At 73.2% G+C, this 26,626-nt stretch carries 20 protein-coding genes; 14 read left to right on the top strand and 6 right to left on the bottom strand.

Translation table 11 applies throughout. From position 1 onward, the window contains the following. Positions 1 to 155 precede the first annotated feature (155 nt). Together ACWCPW_RS02815 and ACWCPW_RS02810 are read right to left on the bottom strand one after the other, a co-directional pair. The gene (locus ACWCPW_RS02815; RefSeq protein ID WP_449759783.1) at positions 156 to 1,238 is read right to left on the bottom strand and encodes an aminotransferase class V-fold PLP-dependent enzyme; all 1,083 of its coding nucleotides are present in this window, start codon (positions 1,236 to 1,238) and stop codon (positions 156 to 158) included. A 365-nt stretch (positions 1,239 to 1,603) separates the two neighbouring features. Further along, on the bottom strand, positions 1,604 to 2,095 hold the full coding sequence (locus ACWCPW_RS02810) for a hypothetical protein (protein WP_406294122.1): 492 nt from the start codon (positions 2,093 to 2,095) through the stop codon (positions 1,604 to 1,606). A 257-nt stretch (positions 2,096 to 2,352) separates the two neighbouring features. On the opposite strand from ACWCPW_RS02810, the gene ACWCPW_RS02805 reads away from it, so the two are divergent. The 3 genes from ACWCPW_RS02805 (at position 2,353) to ACWCPW_RS02795 (ending at position 7,357) form a co-directional block, all read left to right on the top strand. Continuing rightward, positions 2,353 to 3,819, top strand: coding sequence for an MFS transporter (locus ACWCPW_RS02805; protein ID WP_449759782.1), 1,467 nt, complete (start codon positions 2,353 to 2,355; stop codon positions 3,817 to 3,819). Between the two features lie 170 nt (positions 3,820 to 3,989). Beyond that, positions 3,990 to 4,823, top strand: coding sequence for an ABC transporter ATP-binding protein (locus ACWCPW_RS02800; protein WP_449759781.1), 834 nt, complete (start codon positions 3,990 to 3,992; stop codon positions 4,821 to 4,823). Beyond that, on the top strand, positions 4,823 to 7,357 hold the full coding sequence (locus tag ACWCPW_RS02795; protein WP_449759780.1) for an ABC transporter permease: 2,535 nt from the start codon (positions 4,823 to 4,825) through the stop codon (positions 7,355 to 7,357). The genes ACWCPW_RS02800 and ACWCPW_RS02795 overlap by 1 nt, the downstream gene beginning before the upstream one ends. A 108-nt stretch (positions 7,358 to 7,465) precedes the next feature. Here ACWCPW_RS02795 and ACWCPW_RS02790 read toward each other — a convergent pair whose 3' ends face one another. Together ACWCPW_RS02790 and ACWCPW_RS02785 are read right to left on the bottom strand one after the other, a co-directional pair. Further along, the gene (locus ACWCPW_RS02790; RefSeq protein WP_449759779.1) at positions 7,466 to 8,140 is read right to left on the bottom strand and encodes a response regulator transcription factor; all 675 of its coding nucleotides are present in this window, start codon (positions 8,138 to 8,140) and stop codon (positions 7,466 to 7,468) included. Further along, complete coding sequence (locus tag ACWCPW_RS02785; RefSeq protein ID WP_449759778.1) at positions 8,137 to 9,522, bottom strand: histidine kinase; 1,386 nt, start codon at positions 9,520 to 9,522, stop codon at positions 8,137 to 8,139. The genes ACWCPW_RS02790 and ACWCPW_RS02785 overlap by 4 nt, the downstream gene beginning before the upstream one ends. A gap of 316 nt (positions 9,523 to 9,838) precedes the next feature. Here ACWCPW_RS02785 and ACWCPW_RS02780 point away from each other — a divergent pair, with 316 nt between their 5' ends. The 3 genes from ACWCPW_RS02780 (at position 9,839) to ACWCPW_RS02770 (ending at position 13,985) form a co-directional block, all read left to right on the top strand. After that, complete coding sequence (locus tag ACWCPW_RS02780; RefSeq protein WP_449759777.1) at positions 9,839 to 10,510, top strand: DUF2269 family protein; 672 nt, start codon at positions 9,839 to 9,841, stop codon at positions 10,508 to 10,510. Between the two features lie 148 nt (positions 10,511 to 10,658). Further along, entirely contained in the window at positions 10,659 to 11,438 is a 780-nt protein-coding gene (locus tag ACWCPW_RS02775) for an ABC transporter ATP-binding protein (protein ID WP_449759776.1), read from the top strand. A gap of 6 nt (positions 11,439 to 11,444) precedes the next feature. Beyond that, the gene (locus ACWCPW_RS02770) at positions 11,445 to 13,985 is read left to right on the top strand and encodes an FtsX-like permease family protein (protein WP_449759775.1); all 2,541 of its coding nucleotides are present in this window, start codon (positions 11,445 to 11,447) and stop codon (positions 13,983 to 13,985) included. Positions 13,986 to 14,284: 299 nt separating this feature from the next. On the opposite strand, the gene ACWCPW_RS02765 is transcribed toward ACWCPW_RS02770, so the two are convergent. Beyond that, entirely contained in the window at positions 14,285 to 18,103 is a 3,819-nt protein-coding gene (locus ACWCPW_RS02765) for an ABC transporter ATP-binding protein (RefSeq protein WP_449759774.1), read from the bottom strand. Between the two features lie 338 nt (positions 18,104 to 18,441). Between ACWCPW_RS02765 and ACWCPW_RS02760 the strand changes: the two genes are divergently transcribed. Together ACWCPW_RS02760 and ACWCPW_RS02755 are read left to right on the top strand one after the other, a co-directional pair. Further along, on the top strand, positions 18,442 to 18,723 hold the full coding sequence (locus ACWCPW_RS02760; RefSeq protein WP_449759883.1) for a family 1 glycosylhydrolase: 282 nt from the start codon (positions 18,442 to 18,444) through the stop codon (positions 18,721 to 18,723). Between the two features lie 266 nt (positions 18,724 to 18,989). Next, on the top strand, positions 18,990 to 19,193 hold the full coding sequence (locus ACWCPW_RS02755; protein WP_449759773.1) for a hypothetical protein: 204 nt from the start codon (positions 18,990 to 18,992) through the stop codon (positions 19,191 to 19,193). Positions 19,194 to 19,492: 299 nt separating this feature from the next. Here the strand turns inward: ACWCPW_RS02755 and ACWCPW_RS02750 are convergent, their stop codons facing one another. Beyond that, positions 19,493 to 20,050: a GlcG/HbpS family heme-binding protein gene (locus ACWCPW_RS02750; protein WP_395874280.1), complete on the bottom strand. Its 558-nt coding sequence runs from the start codon at positions 20,048 to 20,050 to the stop codon at positions 19,493 to 19,495. Positions 20,051 to 20,322: 272 nt separating this feature from the next. Between ACWCPW_RS02750 and ACWCPW_RS02745 the strand changes: the two genes are divergently transcribed. The 6 genes from ACWCPW_RS02745 to ACWCPW_RS02720 all read left to right on the top strand — a co-directional run bounded on the left by ACWCPW_RS02745 (position 20,323) and on the right by ACWCPW_RS02720 (position 26,591). Continuing rightward, positions 20,323 to 21,570, top strand: coding sequence for a sensor histidine kinase (locus tag ACWCPW_RS02745; RefSeq protein ID WP_449759772.1), 1,248 nt, complete (start codon positions 20,323 to 20,325; stop codon positions 21,568 to 21,570). Beyond that, on the top strand, positions 21,567 to 22,199 hold the full coding sequence (locus tag ACWCPW_RS02740; protein WP_449759771.1) for a response regulator: 633 nt from the start codon (positions 21,567 to 21,569) through the stop codon (positions 22,197 to 22,199). Before ACWCPW_RS02745 ends, ACWCPW_RS02740 begins: the two co-directional genes overlap by 4 nt. A 96-nt stretch (positions 22,200 to 22,295) precedes the next feature. Then, complete coding sequence (locus ACWCPW_RS02735; RefSeq protein ID WP_449759770.1) at positions 22,296 to 23,201, top strand: SDR family NAD(P)-dependent oxidoreductase; 906 nt, start codon at positions 22,296 to 22,298, stop codon at positions 23,199 to 23,201. Beyond that, positions 23,198 to 24,214 carry a TIGR03617 family F420-dependent LLM class oxidoreductase gene (locus ACWCPW_RS02730; protein WP_449759769.1) on the top strand — a complete coding sequence of 339 codons (1,017 nt, stop codon included), beginning with the start codon at positions 23,198 to 23,200 and terminating at the stop codon, positions 24,212 to 24,214. Before ACWCPW_RS02735 ends, ACWCPW_RS02730 begins: the two co-directional genes overlap by 4 nt. A 341-nt stretch (positions 24,215 to 24,555) precedes the next feature. Beyond that, on the top strand, positions 24,556 to 24,879 hold the full coding sequence (locus ACWCPW_RS02725) for a hypothetical protein (protein ID WP_449759768.1): 324 nt from the start codon (positions 24,556 to 24,558) through the stop codon (positions 24,877 to 24,879). Positions 24,880 to 25,016: 137 nt separating this feature from the next. Beyond that, positions 25,017 to 26,591 carry a putative Ig domain-containing protein gene (locus tag ACWCPW_RS02720; protein ID WP_449759767.1) on the top strand — a complete coding sequence of 525 codons (1,575 nt, stop codon included), beginning with the start codon at positions 25,017 to 25,019 and terminating at the stop codon, positions 26,589 to 26,591. Positions 26,592 to 26,626: the final 35 nt, after the last annotated feature.

Genomic DNA, 26,626 nt, shown 5'->3' with positions numbered 1-26,626 from the left:
CGGCTCGGTCGGGCACCGGGCGGTGTCCCGGTGCCCGGCGCCGCGTGCGCACGGGCGGCCGTGCGCACGCGGCGCCCGTTCGTCGGTCGGCGGCTCGGTGCCGTCGGTGGCGGGCGGGTGATGGGCCGGGCGGTGTCGGGTCGGTCCCGGGTGGGTCAGGAGGTGAGTGCGGTGACGGCGGTGTCGACGTCGGCGTCGGTGTTGTACACGTGGAAGGCCAGTCGGGTGCGGCCCGCGCGGGCCGAGAACCGGATGTCGGCCGCCGCCAGGCGCTCCTTGGCGTCGGGGATGTCGATCGCGACGATCGCGCTGTCGCCGGAGGGCAGGCCCAGGCCGGCCAGGAAGCGGTTGGCGAGGGCCACGTCGTGGGCGTGGATGCGCTCGACGCCGATGCGCTCCACCAGGTCGAGTGCGGGGTCGGCGCCCACCTGGCAGAACCAGGCCGGCGAGGTGTCGAATCGGCGCGCGGTGTCGGTCAGGCGCAACGGCGGGCCATAGTAGGGGTCGCCGTCGGCGGCACCGGCGTACCAGTTCGCGGCGTGCGGGAGGGTACGCGCGGCCAACTCCGGTGCGACGTAGCCGTAGGCCGTGCCGCGCGGTGCCATCAGCCACTTGTAGGCGCTGACCACGAACAGGTCGTAGCGGGTCGCGTCCAGCGGCAACCAACCGCAGGCCTGCGTGCCGTCCACGTACACGCTCGCGCCGTACGCGCGGGCCGCCGCGACGATGTCCGCCTCGGCGGCGATCGAGCCGTCGGCGGACTGGACCAGGCTGAACGCGACGGCCGTGGTGCGCTCGTCGATCGCGTCGACGAGCTTGGCCGGCGGCACGGTGACCACCTCGACGCCCCGGGCCTCCTGGACCAGCCACGGGAACAGGTTCGAGGTGAACTCGACCTCGGGTACCACGAGCCGCCCGCCGACCGGGAGTCCGGCGGCGAACGGGGCGAGCAGGCCGGAGGTGGTGTTGCCCGCCATGATCGTCTCCGCGGGCGCGCCGACGATCCGCCCGAAGGTGGCCCGTGCCCGCTCGCCGGCCGCGTGGAACCCGTCCATGTCGGTGCGGCCGCGCCGCCAGGTCTCCTGGGCCCGGGTCAGCGCCGCGTAGGCGACGTCCGGCGGCAGGCCGCTGCTCGCGGTGTTCAGCCAACCGGGGTCGGTGCTCCAGTGCGAGAGCGCGCGACCGGGGTCCGCGTCGGGAAGGGGATTCGCCGTGGGGTGGTCCGGTTTCGAGTCCATGGGCCGAGGCTAGGCAACCGGTGGATTCCGGGAATAGGGCCACCTTGTCAACGGTGGCCTGCTTTCGGCGCGGACGGGGCCGCGGTTCGGGCCCGTTGTGGCTCGCGCGGGTCGCGGCGCGTCGCGGCCGGCCGGCCGGGCGGGGCGGGACGGGTTCGGCCCGGGCGCGGTCCGAGCCGCCCGCCGGGCCGTGCCTGTCATCCCCGGGCCGTGCCCGTTGCCCCCCGGCCCGTGCCGTCGTCCCCCGGGCTGTGCTCGCGCCGGGCCTCGTGCCGTGCGCGCCGGGCCTCGTGCCGTGCGCGCCGGGCCTCGTGCCGTGCGCGCCGGCCCGCGTGTCGTGCCGGCCTCGGTCTCGTCGCCTCCGCCTACCGGCTCGTGCCGTCCTCGACGTCGCTGTCGGTGCGCGGGGACAACCAATCCGGCCAGGGGACCGGCGGGTTGGGGAGCGGGGTGATGTCGCGCTCCGCACACAGGCGCTCGAAGCCCGCGCGGTCGGCGGGGACGGCCCGGGGGTCGCCGCACATGATCTCGTACAGGGTCGCGCCCTCGGGGCCGGCGATCAGCGGGCCGAACGCGGCGCCCTGTTCGAGGGTGATGTGGGTGCCGGTGGGGCACGGGCGGTCGCCGATCAGGACCTCGCCGGCCACGACGAAGACGTAGTGCTCGGACATGTGGCCGTGCCGTTCGACCACGACACCCGCGTCGTAGCGGGCGTAGATGACCAACCGCTCGGGGGACCATTCCAGGAACTTCTCCCAGACCGACGTGCGCCGGCCGCCGTGCGACTGGGCCTTGACCTCGTGCCACGGGGTTTCGGAGATGTGGGTGATGCGCAGTTCGGGCTCTCGATCCGCCACGGGGTTGCCCTCCCAAGAAGTGACGATGCGTCAGATCGATCTTGGCACAGAATCGCACGTTGAGTTTTGCCCGATATTTGGCGGATTTCTGGCTCTTGCGCACCAAATACTTACAGGGAATTTACCCCCGGTGCTGCGCCTGGCGGTGATCGTGTGTTCCGAGGCCGCATAAAGTCGGTTGGTACACCCAACCAAAAACCCTGTCGCGGGCCCACCGTGCGTCTGTGTCGGTGGCCCGTACATGTAAGGAACCAGCCTTGAAGAGCGCGCAGCAGGCGCCGTCCGCCACTGTCCCGCCCGCCGCACCCGGAACCCCGGTCACGACCGCGCCCGCAGGCGTGAGCCGGACCGGGTTCGTCCTGCTCGTCCTGATCATGGGTGCGCTGACCTACTCGCTGCTCCAGTCGATGCTCGCGCCGGCCCTCCCGCAGATCCAGACCGAGATCGGCGCGAGCGCCGACGCGACCTCGTGGCTGATGACCGGCTACCTGCTGTGCGCCTCGGTGACCACGCCCATCCTCGGGCGGCTGGGCGACATGTACGGCAAGAAGCGCCTGTTCGTGTTCACCATCGGCATGCTCGCGGTCGGTTCGTTGGTCTGCGCGCTGGCCGACTCGGTCGGCCTGATGATCATCGGCCGGGTGATCCAGGGCTTCGGCGGCGCGGTCTTCCCGCTCTCCTTCGGCATCGTGCGCGACGAGTTCCCGCCGGAGCGCCGGGCCGGTGCGATCGGCCTGATGTCCGCGATCATGGGCATCGGCGGCGGCATAGGCATCGTGGTCACCGGCCCGATCATGGATCACCTGTCCTACCACTGGCTGTTCTGGATCCCGATGGTGACCTGCCTGGTCACCGCGATCGCGTCGTGGTTCCTGATCCCCGAATCACCGGTCCGGGTCAAGGCGCGGATCCACTGGCTCGGCGGCGCGCTGATGTCGCTCGGCCTGGTCGGCGTACTGCTCGCGCTGAGCAAGGGCGAGTCCTGGGGTTGGGGTTCGGTGAACACCGTCGGCCTGTTCGTGGTCGGCATCGTCTTCCTCGGCCTGTGGGTGCTCGCCGAGTCGCGCGCGGACGAACCGCTCGTGGACATGCGGGTGATGCGGCTGCGCGGGGTGTGGGCGACCAACCTCGGCGGCCTGCTCGTCGGGTTCTCGATGATGGCGGGCATGCTGCTCGTCCCGCGCTTCCTCCAGATGCCGGAGAGCACCGGCTACGGCTTCGGCACCACGGTGACCGTGTCCGGTCTGTACGTGCTCCCGCAGGCCTTCGCGATGTTGCTGATCGGCCCGATGGCGGGCGTGATCGACAAGCGCTTCGGCTCGAAGATGGCGATGGTCGCCGGCTGCGTGCTGATGGCCGCCGGCTTCGCGTTCCTGGCCGTCCTGCACACCGGCGGCTGGCACATCCTGCTCGCGATGTTCGTCTTCGGCATCGGCATCGGGCTCGCCATGTCGGCGATGGCCAACCTCATCGTCGGCGCGGTCCCGGTCGAGCAGACCGGCATCGCCACCGGCATCAACACGATCGCCCGCACCGTCGGCATGTCCTGCGCGAGCGCGATCTCCACGACACTGCTCACCGCCAACCCCGGCCCCGGCGGACTGCCCGCCGAACGCGGCTTCGTGCTGACCTTCGTCTGCGCCGCCGCGGCCGCGCTCGTCGCACTCGGGGTCACCTTCGTGGTACCCGACCGGGCCAAGCCGGGCGCGCGCCCCGTCGCCTGAACACCCGGTGGTGGGGTGGGCCGCACCACCCGCGTCCCCACCCCCCCCGCCCGGGGGTGGGGTTGTCCCCACCCCCGATCCGCGTGGTCGCACCCTCGTGCCGAAGGGGCGCCGATCCGTAGCGTCGAACCTGTTGGTTTCGACAGGCGTTACGGGTCACAGGAGGCAGCATGTTCGGGCGAGGCGGTCGCGGTACACGACAGGCGAAGCGGGATGCCGCGAACTCGCCGCGGTACGCGGCGCCCGCGTCGGTCGACTGCGCGGTCCGGCTGGACGCGGTGACCAAGGCGTACGGCAAGGGCGAGTCGGCCGTGCACGCGCTGCGCGGCATCGACCTGGCGATCCCGCGGGGCACCTTCACCGCCGTGATGGGCCCGTCCGGGTCCGGCAAGAGCACCTTCCTGCACTGCGCGGCCGGCCTGGACCGGCCGGACGGCGGCCGGGTGCTCCTGGGCACCGACGACCTGACCGCGATGAAGGAGAACGAGCTCACCCGGCTGCGCCGGACCCGGCTCGGCTTCGTCTTCCAGGCGTTCAACCTGCTGCCCTCGCTCACGGTCGAGAAGAACGTGCTGCTGCCGCTGCGGTTGGCAGGCGTACGCGCCGACCGGCGCCGGGCCGCCGAGGTGCTCGCCATGGTCGGTCTCGACCGGCACTCCGGCCGCCGGCCCGCGCAACTGTCCGGCGGCCAACAGCAGCGCGTGGCGATCGCCCGGGCCCTGGTCACCCGGCCCGACGTGCTCTTCGCGGACGAGCCCACCGGCGCGCTGGACACCACCACCGCCGCGGAGGTGCTCTCGCTGCTGCGCCGGGCCGTGGACGAGACCGGCGCCACCATCGTGATGGTCACCCACGACCCGGTCGCCGCCTCCTACGCGGACCGGGTGGTCTTCCTGGCCGAGGGCAACCTCGCGGGCGAGCTGTACCGGCCCACCCCCGAGGCGATCGCCGCCCGGATGGTCGACCTGTCCCAGGTCGACACACGACAGGGATGGGCCGCCTGATGTCGCTGTTTCGACCCAACGGTCTCGCCCGCACCTCGGTGCGCTTTCGGCCCGCGTCCTTCGCGGGCTCGTTCGTGGCGCTGCTGTTCGCCGCGATGCTGGTCACGATGTGCGGCGTGTTCATGGAGAGCGGCATCCGCGCGCACGCCACCCCCGAGCGCTACGCAGACACGCCGGTCCTGGTCAGCGGGCCCAACGAGGTGAGCAAGCGATTGGGCAAGGGGGAGGGCACGTACACCGAGTCGGCCCCGCTGCCCGAGCGCACCCGGCTCGACGCCGGGCTCGCCGGGCGGATCGCGGCCGTGCCGGGGGTGGGCTCGGTGATTCCCGACCTGACCTTCCCGGCGCAGACCGAGCGGGCCGTGGTGGACGGGCACGGGTGGTCCTCGGCGCCGTTGGCCGGTACCCGCGAGGGCACCGCGCCGCGTGCCGGTGAGGTCGTGTTGACCACCGACGCCGCCGGTTCGGCCAAGGTCGGCGACAGCGTGCGGTTGACCACGCCCGGCGGTGAGGTCGCGCTGCGGGTGAGCGGCGTGCTGCCGGGTCGGGGCGCGCACCTGTACGTGCCCGACGCGGACGCGCAGCGGTTGGCCGGGCATCCCGGCACGGTCACCGCGATCGGCGTGCTTCCGGCGGCCGGCGCGGACACCGGCAAGGTCGCCCGGGACGTGCGGGCCGCGCTGACGGGCACCGGTGCCAAGGTGTCCACCGGCGACGACCGCGGGGCGGCCGAGTACACCGACTTCGGGAACACCAAGGAGATGTTCACCGCGATCGGCGGCACCCTGGGCGGCATCGTGCTCATGGTCGCGATCTTCGTGGTCGCGGGCGCCACCGCGCTGTCGGTGGGGCAGCGCCGGCGTGACATCGCGCTGCTGCGCGCGGTGGGCGCCACGCCGTGGCAGATCCGCCGGATGATCGCCACCGAGACCGGTCTGGTGTCCCTGGTGGCCGGCGTCGTCGGGGTGCTGCCCGGCACGCTGCTGGCCCGCTGGTGGTTCTCCGCCATGGACGACCGGGGCCTGGTCGCGCACGGCGTCACGCTGTCGGTGGGCTGGATCCCGATGGTCGTGGCGGTCGGGGCGGGGACGTTGACCGCGCTGGGCGCGGGACTGCTCGCGGCGCGGCGCAGTGCGAAGATCAAGCCGACCGAGGCGCTGGGCGACGCCGCTGTCGAGCGGGTCTTCGTCGGCTGGATCCGGCTGGTGCTCGGCCTCGGCGCGCTCGGCGGCGGAATCGCGGTGACCCGGATCGCGCTGAACGCGACCGGTGACGACGCGATCGCCGCGGCCGGCGGCGTGATCATGCTGTTCATGCTCGCGATCGGACTGCTCGGCCCGATCCTGGCGCACGTGTGCGTCTCGGTGTTCGGGTGGGTCGGGAGCCTGTTCGGCACCACCGGACAACTCGCGTTCGACAACGCCCGGGCCAACTCGCGGCGCCTCGCGTCGGCGATCACCCCGATCGCGCTGGCGGTCGCCTTCGCGGCCACGCTGAGCTTCATGTTCGCGGCCGAGGACCACCACGCGAGCGTGCAGTCCCGGGATGCGATCACCGCCGATCGGGTGCTGGCCGGGCCGGGCTTCATTCCGCAGACCACCGCCAAGGTGGCCGCCACGCCCGGCGTCGCTTCGGTGACGTCGGTGCTGAACACCGCGGTCGTGGTGGTCCGGGACGGCGGCCTGCAGAAGCAGAGCGCGCAGGGCATCGGGGGCACCGCGGGGGACCTGGCGAGCACGCTGGATCTGGGTGTGCTCGAGGGCAGCACCGACGCGCTGCGGCCCGGTGCGCCGCAACCGGCGGGCGGAGCGGTCGCGTTGGACCGCGAGGTGGCGTCGGCCCTGCACGGCAAGGTCGGCAAGCCGGTCTCGATGTGGCTCGGGGACGGTACCGCGATCGACCCGGTCCTGGTGGCGATCTACGATCGCGGCCTGGGCACCGCCGGCGTGACGCTGCCGCGGGCCGCGGTCGAGGCACACGTGGAGACGGCGCTGGACACGCGGCTGCTGGTGCGGTTCGCCCCCGGCGCGGACGTGCGGGCCGCGGACGCGGCGCTGACCGGTCTGACGCAGCGTCAACCGGGGGCCTCGGTGCAGGACCGCGCCGCGTACGCGACCCAGGTGGACAAGGACCGCGAGACCAACAAGTGGCTGAACTACATCATGCTGGTCATCCTCGCGGGCTTCGCGACGATCGCCGCGATCAACACGATGGCGGTCACCACGGCGGCCCGGAACCGGGAGTTGGGCCTGATGCGGATGATCGGCAGCACCCCCGGCCAGGTTCGGGCGGTGCTGCGGCGTGAGGCGATCATGGTCGGTGCGATCGGACTGGGGCTGGGCATGTCGGTGGCGCTGGCCACCCTGGTGCCGTTCAACAAGGGCTCGTTCGACACCTCGACCCCGTACGTCCCGCTGCCGCTGTGCCTGGCGATCAGTGCGGCCGCCCTCCTGCTGGCCCCGCTGACGGTGGCCCCGGTGGCCCGCCGGCTGCTGCGGCCGGCTCCGATCGACGCGGTCGGCGCCAAGGAATAGCGCGGTTCGCGCACCGCGAGCGCCGGACGGGCCCATCCAGGCCCGTCCGGCGCTCGCGTCGGTGCGGTGTCGATGACCGCGTCGGCGCCGGCGACTCGCGTCGGCCGGTCACGAGGAGGCGCGGCCCGGGGTGACCAGACCGGTCTCGTAGGCGAAGACCACCAGTTGGGCCCGGTCGCGCACGGACAGCTTGGTCATCGCGCGGCTGACGTGGGTCTTCGCGGTGAGCGGACTGAGCACCAGGTGCTCGGCGATCTCGTCGTTGGACAGGCCGCGACCGACCAGCCCGACGATCTCCCGCTCGCGCTCGGTGAGCAGGGCCAGTTCGGCGGCCGGCGCGGCGGTCGGGCGCGAGGCGCCGGCCGCGTACTCCTCGATCAACCGGCGGGTCACGTTCGGCGACAACAACGCGTCGCCCGCCGCGACCACCCGTACCCCGCGCAGGAGTTCGGCCGGTTCGGTGTCCTTGACCAGGAAGCCGCTCGCGCCGTTGCGCAGCGCCTCGAAGACGTACTCGTCCAGGTCGAAGGTGGTCAGGATGATCACCCGGACGTCGGTCAGCGCCGGGTCCGCCGCGATCAGCCGGGCCGCCTCCAGACCGTCCATGCCCGGCATCCGGATGTCCATCAGCACGACGTCCGGACGCAGTTCGCCGGTGAGTCGAATCGCCTCGCCGCCCTCGCCCGCCTCGCCCACGACCTCCATGTCCGGCTGCGCGGTCAGCAGGGCCCGAAAGCCCGCGCGCACCAGCGCCTGGTCGTCGGCCAGCACCAACCTGATCATGCGTCCCCCTCGTCGGTCGGCGCCGGACCGCCGGCGGTCGCCGTCGATCCGGTCGGCGGATGTCCGCCGCCATCATGCCCGTCGGCGCGATCACCGTAGGGGAGGTGCGCCTGAACGTGGAAGCCGCGTCCGGGAACCGGCCCCGCGACACAGCGGCCACCGAGCGCGGCGGCCCGCTGACGCATGCCGTGCAGCCCGTTGCCGCCGGAGACCAGCGTGTCGGCGGGAGCCGACCTCGACTCGAGCCGCGCGCCCGGGCCGTTGTCGCGGACCGACAGCTCCAACCCGGTCTCCCCGTAGGTCACGCCCACCACGGCCTCGCTCGCCGCGGCGTGCCGCAAGGTGTTGGTCAGCGCCTCCTGCACGATGCGATACGCCGCCAGGTCCACCGCCGAGGTCAACGGGCGCGCGGTGCCCGAGCGCTCGACCCGGACGGTCAGCCCGCCGGCGGACGTGCGCGCGACCAGCTCGTCCAGCCGGTCCAGGCCCGCGGTGGGCGCGCGTGGGGCGCCGTCCGGGCCCGAACGGTCCACCGAGTCGCCCTTGAGGATGTCCAGTACCGAGCGCAGCTCGCCCAGCGCCTCGCGGCTCGCGTACTTCACCGCGCTCAGTGCCTCGCGGGCCTGCTCCGGCGACGAGTCCATCAACTCCAGGCCCACCGAGGCCTGCACGTTCATCAGCGAGATGTGATGCGCGAGCACGTCGTGCAACTCGCGGGCGATCCGCAGCCGTTCGTCGCCCGCCCGGCGCCGCTCGGCCTCGGCCAGGCCGAGCGACTGCATGCGGGCCCGTTGCGCCTCGGCGGCGTTGAAGGCGCGGCGCAGCCGAACCATCTCCCCGATGCCCGCGAGCACCAGCAGCCACGCGGCGATGCCCAGCGCGGGCGCGAGGTCGGGCGTGGACTCCGAGGTCAGCAGCGGTGAGATCCAGACGAAGCCGGTGTAGCCCAGCACGAGGACCACATACGCCAGGAGGCGCAGGCCGGCCGCGAACGCGCTCCACAGCGCGATGATCATCGCCAGGAAGATCGGGCCGCGCGGATAGTCGAGCCACGTATAGAGCAGCGCCGAGCCGACCGCCACCAGGAGCACGCCCGTCGGGTGGCGGCGGCGCACGGCCAGGGCCAGCGGGCCGAGCGCGATCAACAGCACGCCCCACACGTCCAGGTCCCGCGGGGCGTCCGGCTGGCGGTGGGCCGCGAAGGCCGTCGCGGCCAGTTGCACCACACACACCAGCAGCGCGAGCGCGACGTCGCGCACGATGCGGGGGACCGGGCCGAGGAGGTGCTCGAGCCAGCGCGCGCCGGGGCGGGAAACCCGCGACCACGGTGATCCGGGCCGCGGGCCCGGGTGTCGGGTCGGGGGATTCGAGGGGCTCGTCATGTGATCAACGGTAGGGGGCGTGGGCGGCGTCGCGCGTCGGCTGCGCGTGGGCTTGTCGTCTGCTCCCGGGGGAGCAGACGAAGCGCTGCGGGCTGCTTCCCCGGGAGCAGGAAGACGCCGGTCGACGGGCCCTTCGACCTGCCCCGGCAGCAGGCCCGGTGCATCCCCGGGCCGGACGCCGGCCGGGGCGCGAATCGCGAGAGTTGACCTTGTCGACGAGGCCCCGGAACGAACCCGGTTCCGCACCTCGCCGCCGCGGCCCGGGCCCTTCGCCCGACCCCGCGTCCTCGTCCCGCACCACTTCCAGGAGGTCACTGTGAACGCGTCCCCGACGAACGGGAACCGGCGCTTCCCGAGGTCCGTCCGCAGGGCGGTCAACTCCGGGCACGTCGTGTTCGCGGTCGGTCTCCTGGGTGTCGAGTGGGTCATGCTGCTGATCGGCATCGTGGCCCGGTCGACCGACGACCCGGCCCTGCGCCACGGCGCGTATCAACTCATGCGGATCTTCGCGCTGGCGGGCGGCATACCGTTCGCCGTGTTGTCCCTGATCACCGGCGTGCTGCTGTGCCTGTACACGCCGTGGGGGCTGTGGCAGCACCTGTGGATCAAGGTCAAGATCGTGCTGCTGATCGCGGTGATCGTGACCGGCGCCGCCGTGGTGAGTCAGTTCGCCCACCGGTTGATCGCCGCCTCCGCGTCCGAGGGGAACGCGGACGCGCTGCCGCCGTTGCAGACCTGGCACCTGGTCGTGGTGACCTTCCAACTGGTCGCGCTGATCGTCGCGACGGCGCTGTCCGTGTTCAAGCCCTCGGGCGACCGCGGCCGAGGCCGGCCCCGGGCGCGACGCCGCGTCGAGGGCGCCCCGGGCGACCGCTCGACCGCGCCCGACACGAACGGCGAGGCGGCCGGCGCTCGTGAGGCCGTCGGCGTGGGCCGATCCACGCCTCGGCGCCGGTCCCCGGCGCCTGCTCGCAATCCGGTCGCGTAGCACCGGTCCGTACCGCCACCCGGCACCGGCTCGGAGCAACCGGCCGGGAGCGCCGGTCCGCGATACCGATCCATGGCACCGACCCGCGGTCCGGTCCGCGGCACTCGTCCCGTCCCGCACGTCCGTCCTCTCTTCGACAAGGATCGTCATGACCACGAGCACAGACCCCACCAACTCCTACGCGGCGCGCGCCGAACGCGTCTCGCGGGTGCACGGCGACGGGGACACCATGGTGCGCGCCCTGGACGACGTCAGCATCGGCTTCCCCCGCGGCCGGTTCACCGCCGTGATGGGCCCCTCCGGCTCCGGCAAGTCCACCCTGCTGCACTGCCTCGCCGGGCTCGACGAGGTCACCGACGGCGCGGTCTTCCTCGGCGACACCGAGCTGGGTGCGCTGACCGATCGGCAACTCACCCGGCTGCGCCGGGACCGGATCGGGTTCGTCTTCCAGGCGTTCAACCTGCTGCCCACGATGACCGCGCTGGAGAACATCGTGCTGCCCGCGTCGCTGGCCGGCCGCAAGGCGGACCAGGCCTGGCTGGACCGGGTGGTCGCGGCGGTCGATCTGGATCGGCGACTGCACCACCGGCCCGGCGAGCTCTCCGGCGGGCAGCAGCAGCGGGTCGCGGTGGCCCGGGCGCTGGTCGGCCGGCCGGAGATCGTGATGGCCGACGAGCCGACCGGCAACCTCGACTCGCGCTCCGGCGCCGAGGTGCTCACCCTGCTGCGCGACGCGGTGGACGAACTCGGCCAGACCGTGCTGATGGTCACCCACGACCCGGTCGCCGCCGGCTACGCGGACAGCGTGGTCTTCCTGGCCGACGGCCGGATCGCGGACCACATGCGGGAGCCCACTCCGGATCGGGTGCTCGACCGGATGAAGGCGTTCGACCGCGTCGCCGCCGGTGCCGGCGCCCGGGGGGAGTGACCCGCGATGCTGATTCGTCTCTCGCTCGCCAATCTGTGGGCCCGCAAACGCCGGCTCGTGGGACTCGCCCTGGCGGTGCTGCTCGGCACCGCCTTCCTCTCCGGCGCGCTCGTGCTCGCCGACACGATGAACTCCTCGATCGGCGGGCTGATCCGGGACAGCGGCGCCGGTACCGACGTGGTGGTGCGCAACGCGACCTCGGTGACCGACGACCCGGGCACCCAGCGCGGCGGCATCGACGCGGCGCTGGTGGACCGGGTCCGGGCGGTGCCCGGTGTCGCGGGCGCCGAGCCGGTGATCCAGGGCTACGGCCAGGTGGTCGGCAAGGACGGCAAGGCGCTCACCGGCAACGGTCCGCGGATGGCGGGCAACTGGGTGCCCGACCCGGCCTTGACGCCCTATCGCCTGGCCGCCGGCCGGGCGCCGGCGGCGCCCGACGAGGTGGTGATCGACCGGGCCACCGCCAAGCAGGGGCACCTCGAGCCCGGCGACCGGATCACCGTGCTCACCCCGGGACCGGTCCCGGCCACGATCGTGGGCGTGGCCACCTTCGGTGACCTGGACGCCTTCGGCGGCGGCTCCTACACGGCGTTCGACCTCGACGGCGCGCGGCAACACGTGCTGCGCGATCCCGGCAAGGTCGGCACCATCGCGGTGCGCGCGGCGGCCGGCACCGACCAGAAGGAATTGGCCGCGCGGATCCAGCGCGCGCTGCCCGCCGACGTCCAGGCGGTGCCCGGCAGTGTGGTCACCGGCGAGGCGGTGTCCGCGGTGGAGGACGGCTTCCTCAGCGTCTTCCGCACCTTCCTGACCGTCTTCGCCGCGATCGCGCTGGTCGTCGCGGCCTTCTCGATCAACCACACGTTCTCCGTGGTCGCCGCGCAGCGCACCCGGGAGGCGGCGCTGATGCGGGCCCTGGGCGCGAGCCGGGGCCAGGTGCTGCGGCAGGCGCTGATCGAGGCCGTCGTGATCGGTGTGGTGGCGTCCGCACTCGGCCTCGCGGCCGGGCTCGGACTGGCCGCCGGACTCAAGGAGCTCTTCGCCGGGCTCGGCTTCGAACTGCCCGCCCGCGGGCTGACGTTCAAGGCGACCACGGCGTTGACGGTGTTGCCGGTGGGCATCGTGGTGACGGCGTTCGCGGCCCTGGTGCCGGCGGTGCGCGGCTCGCGGGTGGCGCCGGTGACCGCGCTGCGCGGAGCGGGCGCGGAGCGTGTCGAGCTGCCTCGGCGCCGGTTGATCGCGGGCCTGGTGCTGCTGGCGACCGGCCTGGGGGTGGGCATCGTCGGCGGCGGCCTGGTGGGTCTGGCGATCGCCGCCCCGGCGCTGCTCGCGGGTGTGCTGCTGGTCGCCCCGGCGGGCATTCGCGCGGCCGGCGGACCGCTCACCGCACTGCTGCCGCGACTGCGCGGCGCACCCGGTGCGTTGGCCCGGGGCAACCTGCTGCGCAGTCCGCGCCGGACCGCCGGTGCGGCCACCGCGATGTTGCTCGGGATCGCCATCGTCACGCTGTTCGCCGTGTTCGCGGCCTCGCTCAAGGAGGGCGCCGGCGAGCAGACCCGGAAGGTGATCGCCGGCCAACTGGTGATCGGCGGATCCTCGCCGGGTGGTTGGGCCGGTGGCGGCCACAGCCCCGAACTCACGTCCAGGGCGGCAGCGTTGCCCGGGGTCGAGGCGGCGACCGGGATTCGCAACGCGGGCGCGCTCGTGGACGGACGCGGCCGGCAGTTGCTGGCCGTGGACTCGGCCCGGCTGGACCGGCTGTTCGATCTCGACGTACGTGACGGTCGGGTGACCGGGCTCGGCGCGAACGGCATGGCGGTGTCCGCGGACGCCGCGAAGGACCGCGGTTGGCGGCTCGGTTCGACCACCGAGGTCACCTTCCCGGACGGTGCGCGGCAGACGTTCACGGTCACCGGGCTCTACGACCGCACGGCGGTGGTCGGCGACTACCTGATCGATCGTCTCGCCTGGGAGCCGCACGCGGACGCGGCGCTGGACGCGGCGACGGTGTTGCGGCTGGCGCCCGGTGCCTCGACCGACGCGGTCAAGGCCGAGGTGCGGCGGTTGGCGAAGGACTACGGCGCGCCGCCGGTGCGCGACCGTGAGGGGTTCGTGGCCGCGCGTGCCGAGATGTTGCAGACGCTGGTCGCGGTGGTCTACGTGCTGCTCGCGCTCGCGTTGGTGATCGCGCTCGGTGGAATCGCCAACACGCTGTCGCTCGCCGCCTACGAACGCACCCGTGAGCTGGGGTTGTTGCGGGCGATCGGGGCCGCGCGGGCGCAAGTGCGGTCGGCGCTGCGCTGGGAGTCCACGCTGGTCGCGGTGATCGGGGCGGTGGCCGGGCTCGTGGTGGGTCTGTTCCTGGGCTGGGTGGCGATTCGGGCGATCGGCGGGGTGAACACGGGGGCGGCGCTTCCCTTCTCGGTGCCCACGGTGCAATTGGCCGTGCTGGTGGGGGTGGGCGCGATCGGTGGGTTGGCCGCCGGGGCGAGGCCCGCTGCGCGGGCCGCGCGGTTGCCGGTCTTGCGTTCGATCGCGACCGAGTAGGTCTCGCGTCTCGTCCTCAGGCACGGTTGCCGGGTCGGCGCCTGGGGTTGGGTTGTGTTGGGTTGGCCTCAAGCGCCGGCCGGGCTGAGTTGTTGCCCGGTCGGTGTTTTGGGGTTGCGGTGTGTGGGAGTTGGCTTGGGTTGGCCTCAAGCGCCGGCTGGGCTGAAGTGGCCTCAAGCGCCGGCCGGGCTGAGTTGTTGCCCGGTCGGTGCTTTGGGGTTGCGGTGTGCGGGAGTTGGCTTGGGTGGCCTCAAGCGTCGGCCGGTGGTGGTGGGTGGTAGGGGTGGGGAGGTGGGGGGTCAGGCCGCGTGTTGGGTTGTGCCGGTGAAGGCTGCCCATAGGGCGGCGTAGGGGCCCTGGTGGGTGAGGAGTTCGGTGTGGGTGCCGAGTTCCACCACCTGGCCTCTGTCGATGACGGCGATGCGGTCGGCGCGGGCGGCGGTGGTGAGGCGGTGGGCGACCACCAGTGTGGTGCGGCGGCCGACGAGGGCCTCGGTGGCGCGGGTGACGGCGGCCTCGGTGGCCAGGTCGAGTGCGGCGGTGGCCTCGTCGAGCAGGAGGATGTCCGGGTCGACCAGGTAGGCCCGGGCCAGCGCGATCAACTGGCGCTGACCCGCCGACAGGTTGCGCCCGCGCTCGCCGACCTCGTGGAGGTAGCCCCCGTTCAGCTCGGCGATGGCGGCGTGCGCGCCGACCGCGCGGGCGGCCGCCTCGACCTCGGCGTCGGTGGCCCGCGGGCGGCCGTACGCGATCGCGTCCCGTACGCTGCCGGGCGCCAGATAGGCCTCCTGCGGGACGATGCCCAGGCGGTGCCGGTAGTCCGCGAGGTCGTAGTCGCGCACGTCCACCCCGTCCACCAGGACCGCGCCCGAGGTCACGTCGTAGAACCGGGCCACCAGCTTGACCAGGGTGGACTTGCCCGCGCCGGTCTCTCCGACCAGCGCGACCGTCTCGCCCGGCTCGATGTCCAGCGTGACGCCCGACAACACCTCGGGCGAACCCACCGCCGCCGCCGCGCCCTCGCCCGACTCGTCGGTGTCCACGAACGCGGGCGTGTTGTACGCGAACCGCACATCCCGGAAGCTGATCGCCCCCTTGAGCCCACTCGCGGGCACCGGCACCGGTACGGCCGGAGCCGGCGTCGTGGTGGGCGTGCGCAGCAGATCGCGAATCCGGCGCAACCCCACCGCCGCCTGCTGGTAGCCGTCGAACACCTGTGAGAGCTGCTGGATCGGCGAGAAGAACATGTCGATGTAGAGCAGGTACGCGATCAACGCGCCCGCCGACAACGTCCCGCCGCCCACCCGATGCGCGCCGACGATCAGCGCGATGCCCGCCGCGAGGTTGGACAGGAACTGCCCGAACGGGAAGTACAGCGCGATGTAGCGCTGGGCCCGCAGCCGCGACGCGCGATAGTCGTCGCTGCGTTCGGCGAACCGCTCCCGGTTGCGGCCCTCGCGGCGAAACGCCTGCGACACCCGCAACCCCGCGACGTTCTCCTGGAGGTCGGCGTTGACCACGCTGACCTTCTCGCGCGCCTCCGTGTACGCCTTGGACGACCTGGACCGGAACACCACCGTGGCCGCGATCAGGATCGGCAGCACGCTCATCACGATCAGCCCGAGTTCCCAGTCCAGCACGAGCAGCGCGACCATGATCCCGAAGAAGGTCAGCACGCTGACCACCGCGCTGATCAGCCCGGTCTGCAGGAACGTGGACAGCGCGTCCACGTCGGTGGTCATCCGGGTCATGATCCGCCCGGACAACTCGCGTTCGTAGTAGTCCAGTCCCAGCCGCTGCAGGTGCGCGAAGGTCTTCACCCGCAGCGTGTACAACAGCCGCTCGCCGGTGCGGCCCGCGATCAGCGCCTGGGCGACGTTGACGAACCAGTCGGCGATCACGATCACCACCGCGATCAGCGACACCGTCATGATGGCGCCGGTGGCCCCGTCGTCGATGCCCCGGTCGATCCCGTCCCGGATCAGCGCCGGCAGCGCGAGCTGGGCGCCGGTGTCCAGGATCACGAGGACCAGACCGAGCAACAGCACCCACCGGAACGGCCGCAGCAGCGAGCGCAGATCGAACGCCGAGTCCGAGCGGCGCGCCTGCGCGTCGTCCACACCGGGCCGATCGGTGGCGGGCGGGAGCTTGTCCACCTGGGCGAGCAACTCCGGCGTGGCCTGGAGCATCGCCGCCCACCCGCCCGGACCGCCGCGCGTCCCGGTCGGGGCGACCACGCCGGCGGCCGGGTCCACGGGCGCCGTGTCGGTCGACGCCGAGCGATCCCACAGCGCGGGCGTGACCCCGCTCGCGTCGAGCGGCGCCACCGACGCGGCGAGCGAGAGCGACTCGTGCGCGTCCACACCCTCGGCGTCCTCGCCCGGCCCGGACAGCAGCAGCCGGTACAGCGGGCAGCGCGCGCTCAGTTCGTCGTGGCTGCCCACGTCCACCAGCCGGCCCTTGTCCAGGACGGCGATCCGGTCGGCCAGTTGCAGCGTCGAGCGGCGGTGCGCGACCAGGATCGTGGTACGCCCGGCCATCACCCGGTGCAGCGTGGCGTGGATCTCGGCCTCGACCTTGGGGTCCACCGCCGAGGTCGCGTCGTCCAGCAGCAGGATCCTCGGGTCGGTGAGCAACGCCCGTGCGAGCGAAACCCGTTGCCGCTGCCCGCCGGACAGGGTCAGCCCCTGCTCGCCGACCACCGTGTCGTAACCGGCCGGCAGTTCGCGGATGAACGCGTCGGCCTCGGCCGCCCGCGCCGCCGCGAGCACCTGCTCCTCGGTCGCGTCCGGCCGGCCGTACGCGATGTTGGCCCGCACGGTGTCCGAGAACAGGAAGCTGTCCTCCATCACCAGCCCGATCGCGGAACGCAGCGAGTCGAAGGTCAGGTCCCGGACGTCGTGCCCGTCCACCAGGATCGCGCCGGACTGCACGTCGTAGAACCGGGGCAACAACATCGACACGGTGGACTTGCCCGATCCGGACGTGCCCACCAGGGCCAGCGTCTCGCCCGGCTCCACCCGCAGCGACAGCCCGTCCAGGACCGGCCGCGAGGCGACGTAGCCGAACCGCACGTCGGCCAACTCCACCGAGGCGGCCACCACCGGCAGCACCTCGGCGTCCGGCTTCTCGGTCACGATCGGCTGGGAGTCGATCACCTCGAAGATGCGCTCGACGCTGGCCCGCGCCTGTTGCCCGAAGGTCAACAGACTCGAGAGCATCCGCACCGGCCCGACCAACTGGCCCAGATAGGTGGAGAAGGCGAGGAAGGTGCCCAGGGTGATCTCGCCCCGGACGGCCAACCAGCCGCCGAGCGCGAGTACGCCGACCTGGCCGAGTGCGGGGATCGCCGAAAGCGTCGGCGTGTACCGGCTGTTCAACCGCACCGAGCGCAACCGGGAGGCGAACAGCGTGCGTCCGGCCGCCTCCAGCCGATCCAGCTCCTGCTCCTCCTGCCCGAAACCCTTGACCACGCGGACCCCGGTGACCGCGCTGTCCACGACGCCGGCCAGCGCGGCGGCGTCCTGCTGGGCCTGCCAGGTGGCCGGGAACAGTCGTTTCCGGGAGAGGTAGGCCACCGCGAACAATCCCGGCCCCACCGCCAGCGACACCAGCGTCAGCAACGGCGACAACCAGAACATCACGCCGAGCGAGATGACGAACAACAACACGTTGCCGGTCATCATCGGGATCATCGACAGGAAGCCCTGGACCATCGTCACGTCGGAGATGCCCCGGCTGACGATCTGCCCGGTCTGCAACTGGTCCTGTCGCGCGCCGTCCAGTCGCGACAGCGCGCCGAAGATGCGCGTGCGCAGGTCGTACTGCACGTCCAGGGACAACTTGCCGCCGACATAGCGCCGCGCGAACGCGCAACCGAAGATCACCGCGGCGGCGCCCAGCAGCAGCACCGACAGCGGCAACAGCCCGCCCAACTCGCCGGCGACCGCGTCGTCGACCACCTTGCGCTGCACCAGCGGGACCAGCGCGGTGACCGCCATGCCGACCAGGGAGGCGCCGAACGCGATCAGCACGCTGCTCCGATACCGCCACGAGGCGGCCATCAGTCGGCGCAGCCAGCCGTGTTCGGGGCGGCCTGGCGCGGGTCCGGTTGTCATAGCCAACCATTGTAAATTGTTAACCGAGGAAACGATGTTCGGATGACCCGATCACACCCTGATCGCGCACCGTCCGCGCCGGCATGGGCCGCGATCCGATGCCCGTCCGCGCCGGCATGGACCGCGATCCGATGCGCGATCGCGACTCCTACCCGACCGCGACGGCCCACCCGACCGCGACGGCCCACCCGACCGCAACCGCCCGCCCGAGCGTCGGCGGACCGGACCGGCAGCGCCGGCGGGGCGGCCCCGGACAGTCGGGGAATCCCTCGACCCCGCACACCCGACCCACGGGACACATGAGTCCGCCATGACGTCCCCCGCCAACCCCGGGGACTATCCGGATCACCGAGAACGGGTGCTCGACCGCCGAGGATCTCGACGATCCGGAACGCGTCGCGTTCCCGGACGGGCATATCGCCGCAGTGAGCGCGGCGGGCAAAGTCGGAATCGACGTCCGCGGCTATTTCGTCCGGTCCCTGCCGGACAACTTCGAATGGGCCGAGGGCTATCACCAACGCCTCGGCCTGATCCATGTCGACTTCCCGACCGGGACCCGGACACCGCGAGCATCCCATTACCGGTTGCGCGAGCGAATCGGTGCCGGGCGGCCCGGATAACGCCCGGCGCCGGTCATGGACACGGACCGGAGCGCACAGGCGCACAATCCTCACCCTTCCGAGTGAAATTGCGTGTCCTGGGCCCTGGGCCAACCGATGACGTCACCCGGGAGGGCGAACGACGCCTTTCCCTTTGCCGACAAAACCTTAGAGTTGCCGCGCCGCCATGAAATCCCCGGGCGGTGCGGCGGAGCCGTGTCCGGAATTCCGGTGCGCGGCGGGACGCCGACTCGTTTCCCCCGACGTCCCCGGTGAAGGGCAATTCCATGGTCAAGCACGGATTTCGCAAGGCGGCCGTGATCGTCACGGCGGTCATCTTCGGCTCGATGGCCTCGCTGTACATTCCCGCGGCGCGCGCCGCGCAGACGCCCCGCGAGCCGCTGACGCCGGACAGCTTCCTGCCCTCGCAGTTGCTGCTGCCCTTCCAGAGCGCGGTGTTCAACGTCCAGGGCGCGGTGGCCTTCGGCTGATCGCGCGCTGTCCGCGCCATCCGCGGGTCGGCCGCGCGCCGACCGCCGCCGGGGTCGCGAACCAGCCGATCCCGGAGCCGAGGGGCGACGGAGCGGTGCCTCGTCCCCTCGACTCCGGGATCGACCCGGGTCCGCGATGTCCCCGGCGGTCGGCCGCCGGAACGCTCGGCGGCTCGAACGGCGGGCCCGCTCGAACCCCCGGCGACTCGAACCCCCGGCGACTCGAACACCCGATGGTTCGAACGCTCGGTGGTTCGAACGCTCGGCGGCCCGACCTCCGGGCCGCCCGACCGCGCCGGCTACTTCAGTTGACCGGCGATCGCCTTGAGGCCCTCGGCGGCGTACTTCTCGTCCAAGTCGCCGCCGGGAGCACCGGCCACCCCGATGCCCACGATCGGGGCGCCGTCCACGGCGACCGGCACCGCGCCGGCCAGGAACAGCGTGCCCGGGATGTCCCGGAGCGACGCGCCCGGCGCGGTGACCCGCTGGGCGAGCGTCGAGGTCGGGGCGTTCCAGGACACGGCGGTGTACGCCTTGCGCCGCGCCGACTCCTCCGACTGCGGGCCCGCCCCGTCGCCCTTGAGCACCACGCGCGTGGAGCCGTCCCGGGCGACCACGACCACGGTGACCTTCTGGCCCTCCTTCTCGGCGGCGTCGAGCGCGGCCTGGGCCGCCTTGCTCGCGGCGTCCACGCCGAGCGTCTTGACCGACACCACGGCGGGCGCGGGGCGCTCGTCGTGCTTGGCCTCGGTCGTGCCGGGCACCTGGGCCGCCGCGACACCCGCGGTGACCGCACCGACCGCCGCGAGCGAGAAGACCCCGGTCAGAACCCGACCACGCGTCGAGAAGTTGCTCATCGTCCGTACCTCTTTCACATTCCTGCGTCGTTCCCGGGCGGTTGCCCCGATGCCTCCACACTCCCGTCGATCCGCCCGTCCGCCATCGGCAAAGCCGCCGGTCCCGGCGCGCCGGTCGGGCGGTGCGAGGATCAACCGATCGGCTGATCCGGACCCGCGCGAGCGGGTCCACGGTGGAGGGGATCGTCGATGCGCGCGCGCCGCGCGTGATCGAGCCGAGCGGGACAGGGAACAGGTACGTCGTGCCCCGACAGCGAACAGAGCCATGGCCCGTGCGGCACGCCGGGCTGGTGATCCACGCGGGCTTCCTGCTGCTGCTGGCCGCGTCGCTGGGGCGGTACACGGTCCGGCACGGCACCGACGGCCGCGCCCCGTGGGTGCTCGCCCTCGCGGTGCTGCTCGCCGTGCTCTACCTGGCCGGCCTGACCCTGCCCGAGGACCGCTCGCCCGCGCGGCCCGCCTGGCTGACCGCGGTCCTCGCCACCTGGCTGGCCCTGGTCACCGTCGCGCCGAGTTTCGCGTGGTGCGCGGTGCCGCTGCTCTATACCGGCCTGCGGGTGTTGTCGACCCGAGCGGCGATCGGCACGGTGGTGCTGCTCACCACCGCCGTGGTGATCGCGCAGTACCGGCTCGCCGACACCATCGACCCCAGCCTGTTCCTCGGGCCGCCGGCGGTGGCCGCGATCGCCACCGCCGTGTTCACCCGGATGCGCAGCGACGAGCGGCGGCTGCGCGAGACGGTCGCCGAACTGGCGGTCAGCGAGCGCCGGGCCGGGGTGCTGGCCGAGCGTGAGCGGTTGTCCCGGGAGATCCACGACACCATCGCGCAGGGCACGTCGAGTCTGCGGATGTTGCTCCAGGCCGCGGACCGCGGTTGGGACAACGATCCCGACGCGGCGCGCGCGCACGTGCGTCGGGCCGAGCGGGTGGCGGCGCTCGGCGTCGAGGAGATCCGCCGGTTCGTCCGCGACCTGGCGCCGGCCGAACTCGCCGGCGACCCGGGCCTGCCCGGCGCCCTGGCCCGGGTGGTCGAGCGGTTTCGCGGAGAGGAGGGGCCGAGCGTCGCGCTCGCCGTGGACGGCCGGGTGCGCCCGCTGGCCGAGCCGGTGCAGGCCGCGCTCACCCGTACCGCGCAGGGCGCGCTGGCCAACGTGCGCGAACACGCCCGGGCCCGGGCCGTGCACGTGACCCTCACCTACCTGCCGGACCGGGTCGCGCTGGACATCCGCGACGACGGCGTCGGCTTCGACCCGGGCCTGACCCGGGCGGGCGACCTGCGCGGTTACGGCCTGCCCTCGCTGCGCCGCCGGCTCACCGAGGTGGGCGGCGAGCTCACCGTCGAGAGCGCCCCGGGCGAGGGCACCGCGCTGGCCGCGACCGTACGGGACGCCTCCGGCGCGGCGGAGGCCGAGCCGGCCCCGACCGCCGACCGGGACACGCCCTTCGAACAGGCACCGGGCACGACCCCGGCCGCCGGCACCGAGCCCGCCTCCCGCCCGACCCCAGGAGCCGCACCGTGAACCCGATCCGCCTGATCGTCTGCGACGACCACGCCGTCGTGCGGGCGGGTCTACTCGCGCTGTTCGCCGGCGAGGACGGCATCGAGGTGGCGGGCGAGGCGGCGAGCGGCGAGGAGGCGGTCAAGCTGGCCGCCGCGCTGCGCCCGGACGTGGTGCTGATGGACCTGCAACTGGTCGGCGGAATCGACGGCGTCGAGGCCACCCGGCGACTGCTCGCGTTGCCCGAGCCGCCGCACGTGCTGGTGCTGACCATGTACGACACCGACGCCGACGTCTCGCGCGCGATCGAGGCGGGTGCGGCCGGCTATCTGCTCAAGGCGGGCAGCCCCGAGGACCTGTTCCGCGCGGTGCACGACGCCGCCGCGGGCCGCACCGTGCTGGCCCCGGAGGTGGCCGCGCGGCTGTTCAGCCGGATGCGCAAGCCGGACACCACGCTCACCGCCCGCGAGGTGGAGATCCTGCACCTGCTCGCGCGCGGCGTCGGCAACGCGGAGATCGCCAGGGAACTGTTCATCTCGCAGGCCACGGTGAAGACCCACCTGGGCCACATCTACGCCAAGCTCGGCGTGGACACCCGCACCGCCGCGGTGAGCGTGGCCACCGAGCGACGGCTGATCCGGCTGACCTGACGATCCGTCACGCAAGCCGCGCCGCGGCCTTGCCATCGCGACACGTGCGCCCCATAGTGCTGAACACAGTCAAGCATCTATCCGGCGGAGTGTGCCATGCCATGGGGACCCGACAGCACCACCGACGAGGTTCTGGCCGACCTCGACCCGACCGGCCGCACGTTCGTGATCACCGGCGGCACCTCCGGCCTGGGCCGGGAGAGCGCGCGGGCGCTCGCCGCGGCCGGCGCACATGTGGTGGTCACCGCCCGCGACGCGGACAAGGGCCGCGCGGCGGTCGCGGAGTTGCCGGGCCGGGTCGAGTACGCCGTCCTGGACCTGACCTCGCTCGCCTCGATCCGCGCGGGTGCCGCCGAACTGCGCGAGCGTTTCCCGTCATTGGACGTGCTCGTCAACAACGCGGGAGTGATGGCGACCCCGTTCGGGCGTACCTCGGACGGCTTCGAGCTGCAGTTCGGCACCAATCATCTGGGCCACTTCCTGTGGACCACCCTGCTGGAGCCCGCCCTCGGCCCGGGCTCGCGGGTGGTCAACCTCAGCTCCGCCGGGCACGTCGCGTCGGGGATCCGCTGGGCGGACCCCAACTACGAGAAGGCGCCCGAGGAGTACCACCCCTGGCAGGCGTACGGCGCGTCCAAGACCGCGAACATCCTGTTCACCGTCGAGTTGGACCGCCGGCTGCGCGGACGCGGCGTGCGCGCCTACGCCGTGCACCCGGGCATGGTGGCGACCAATCTGGGGCGGTACATGACCCGCGACGCCGGGCGCGATCTGCAGCGCAAGGTCACCGCCGCGAAGATGCCGCCGCTCAAGCAGGTCGCCAACGGCGCCGCGACCCAGGTCTGGGCCGCGACCGCGCCCGAACTCGCGGACGTCGGCGGCGTGTACCTCGCGGACTGCGCGATCACCGCCGAGCACGCCCCCTGGGCGCTGGACGAGGCGGACGCCGCGCGGCTGTGGAGCCTGTCCGAGGAACTGGTCGGCGAAGAAGACACCCGATGAGGGTCTACACCGGGATGGACCCGCGGCTGCCGCTGCGCGAGGTGGCGGCGCACGCGCGCCGGGCCGAGGCGGCCGGGTTCGACGGGTTGCACGTGGCCGAGACGGTGCACGACGCGTTCGCCGCGGCGCTGCTCGCGCTCGAGCACACCGAACGCCTCGTGGTGCGCACATCGGTGGCGCTGGCCTTCGTGCGCTCCCCGCTGCTCACCGCCTACGGCGCGTGGGATCTGGCGAGGTTCTCCGGCGGCCGGTTCCAGCTCGGCCTGGGCAGCCAGGTGCGGCAGAACATCGAGGACCGGTACGGGATGCCGTGGTCGGCGCCGGTTCCCCGGATGCGCGACTACGTGGGCGCGGTCCGGGCCGCGTTCGAGGCGTTCCGGACCGGCGAGCCGCCCGCGTACGAGGGGCCGCATCACCGACTCACCCGGATGCAGCCGTACTTCAACCCCGGCCCGGACCCGGACACCGCCGCGCCTCGGATCCTGCTGGGCGGCGTCGGTCGGGCGATGTGCGCGCTCGCCGGCGAACTCGCGGACGGCCTGGTCACCCACCCGACCAACTCCGGTCCGCGGTGGCTGGCGACGGTCGCCCGACCGGCGCTGGCCGAGGGCATCGCCCGCGCGGTGCTCCCGCGCACGGTCGAACTCGTGGCCGGCACACAGGTGATCGCCGGCCCCGACCGGGCCGCGCTGGACGCGGAACGCGAGCGGCAGCGGCGGTTGTTCGCGTTCCTGTACTCGACACCCGCGTATCGCGCCACGCTCGACCTGTACGGGTGGGGCGAACTCCAGGACCGGTTGCGGGTGATGGTCCGCCGCGACGACTGGTCGCGGTTGGCCCGGCACGTCACCGACGAGGTGCTCGACACGCTGGTGCCGATGGCGGTGTACGAGGAACTGCCCGCGCTGATCACGGAGCGCTGGGGCGGCCTGGCGGACGCGGTCACGCTGCCGCTGCCGGTCGATCCGGCCGACGACGCGCGGATCCGCGACGTGGTGCTCGCGCTGCGCTGACGCGGGTGCTCGACCGTCCCGATGCCGGGCGGGAGTGGGGCGACGGACCCGCGGGCGGGGGGAATGCCCGCGGGCCCGTCTTCCTCGGCGGCGCACTGGGGGGAGGTGCACGCCGCCGGCCGCCCCGCCGGTACCGTCCCGGGCCCGGCGGGAGCCTGAGGCCACGATGCCGCCTCGACACCCCTTCGCGCCGGAGGATCGCCATTTCCGATCCGCACGGATCGCCGAACACAGTCCACCTCCCCTGGATTGGCCCTTTATCGGCAGGCCAGTCATACCCAGAATGAGAACTGGCCTGGTCGATGCGCAGGCCGATTCCATCGCACCATCGGGAGTGTGCCGTGAACGCGTATGTCGCCTGGTCCCTGGTCCTGTTCCTCGTGCTGATCGCCGTGCTCGGCCCGCGCTTCGGCGCCGACACGCGCGACGGCGCGGACTGGTCGCGGCCCCGGGGGCGGCCCGAGGTGTGGCCGGGCGGGCGCGTCGACGAGCCGGCGACCGAGGAACCGGCCACCGGGCAACCGGCGCCGATCCGGACGACGCCGGCGACCACAAATTCTGACGGATGGTCAGCTTTGCCGGGCCGCACCCGTACAGGCGGCCCGGACCAGCGAATTCCAACGGGTGATCTTCTCGCGGGGAGTACTCCCGGTCGCTCCCGGTGAGCGCTAGCATCCGCGCTGAGGAGCTGCCGGAAAAGCCGTGCGCGCGGAATCCGCCGACCCCGTGAACCGGGGATAGCGGTGGGCCGTCCGGTGCCGTCCGGTATCGAGAGCCGCAGCCCACCCGGGGGTCCATCTCCATGCACAGCGCCATCCGCCGTCGTATCCCGCGCCCTGGAGCACTCGGTGCGGGGCTGCTCGCGACGGTGTGCGCGCTCGCCGCGCTCGCGCCGGCGGCGGTCGCCGGCGCCGATCGCCCCGGCGCGGCTCGGACCCGGCCCGCCGCGCCGACCGCGCCGGGCGGCACGACCCAGGTGCAGACGGCGATCACCGGCACCGGCGACCACCGGGTGACCATCCCGGTCGGCGCGAGCGCGATGACCGTGACGGTGTACGGAAAGGCCGCCGGAGCCACCCAGGGCGCGTCGGTGGCCGGCTCGACCGCGATCGCCGCGAACAGCCCGGCCCAGGCCGGCGCGACCCTGGTCGTGCGGATCGCCGACACCGGCACCACGCTGTTCTCCGCGACCGCCCCGCTGCCGTGGTTGTTCGCCCCGGCCGCCGGCGGCATCGGCCCGTACGCCGACCCGATCGTCTTCCCCGGCGCCCAGACCTCCGCGTCCGGCGGCGTCGGCGACGGCCACGCGCTGCTGTCCTTCACGGTGCCCGCCGCCCAGGTGGGCGACCTGCCGGCCACCGTCGACTTCGGCACGGCGCCGGTCGGCCGCAAGGCCACCCGCAACCTGCCGATCACCACCACCGGCGACGTGCCGTTCATGATCGCGTCCGCGACCGTCGAGGGACCGTTCGCGATCGACCCGGCCGGCACCACGTGCGCGACCGGCCCGGACACCAACGTGCCCGGCGGCTCCGCGTGCTCCTTCGCGATCGTGTTCACCCCGACCAAGCGCGGAGCCGGCACCGGCAAACTCACCCTGACCGGCAACATCCCCGGCGGCAGCCGCACCGTCACCCTGTCCGGACTGGGCAGCGGCAAGCCCGGCGCGCCCGGCGGCCTGGCCGCGACCGCGGGCCAGGGCCAGGCGGTGTTGTCCTGGATGCCGCCCGCGGACACCGGCGACAGCCCGATCACCGGCTACCTGATCCGCCGCTCCACCAACGGCGAACCCGGTTCGACCCCGCCCCTGGCCACCCTGGGCGCGGACATCCTCACCTACACCGACCAGGGTCTGGAGAACGGCACCACCTACTCGTACACGGTCGTCGCGACCAACGCGGTCGGCGAATCCGACCCGTCCGCACCCGTCGACGCGGTGCCCTCGGCCGCACTGGTACTGCCCTCCGCCGCGCTGCCGCCCGCGACCGTCGGGCAGCCCTACACCGCCAGACTCGCCGCCCAGGGCGGCACCGCCCCCTACCACTGGGTCGCCGACGACCCGCTGCCGCCGGGACTGGCCCTGGACCCGGACAGCGGTGTGATCACCGGCACCCCCACGGCCCCCGGCGAGACCGGCTTCGGGATCACCGTCTCGGACAACGCGCCCACCCGGCACGAGGCCAAGGCCCGGTACGGGATCACCGTGGCGGCCCCGTCCGCGGCACCCGGCGGCCCCGCGCAGGCCGCCTTGGCGCCGGGCCGGACCGGCGGCGACGGCGGGTCGGACGGCACCGTCTGGCTGTGGGTGATACTCGGCATGGCGGGTCTGATCGGAGTGGTCGTCGCGCTGCGCCGGCTGCGTGCCCGGCGCGCCTGAGCGGTCGCGCCGGCGGCGCTCGGGAGCGGGTACCG

Source organism: Embleya sp. NPDC001921, from assembly GCF_053594475.1.
This window is presented reverse-complemented; position numbering and strand designations above follow the sequence as displayed.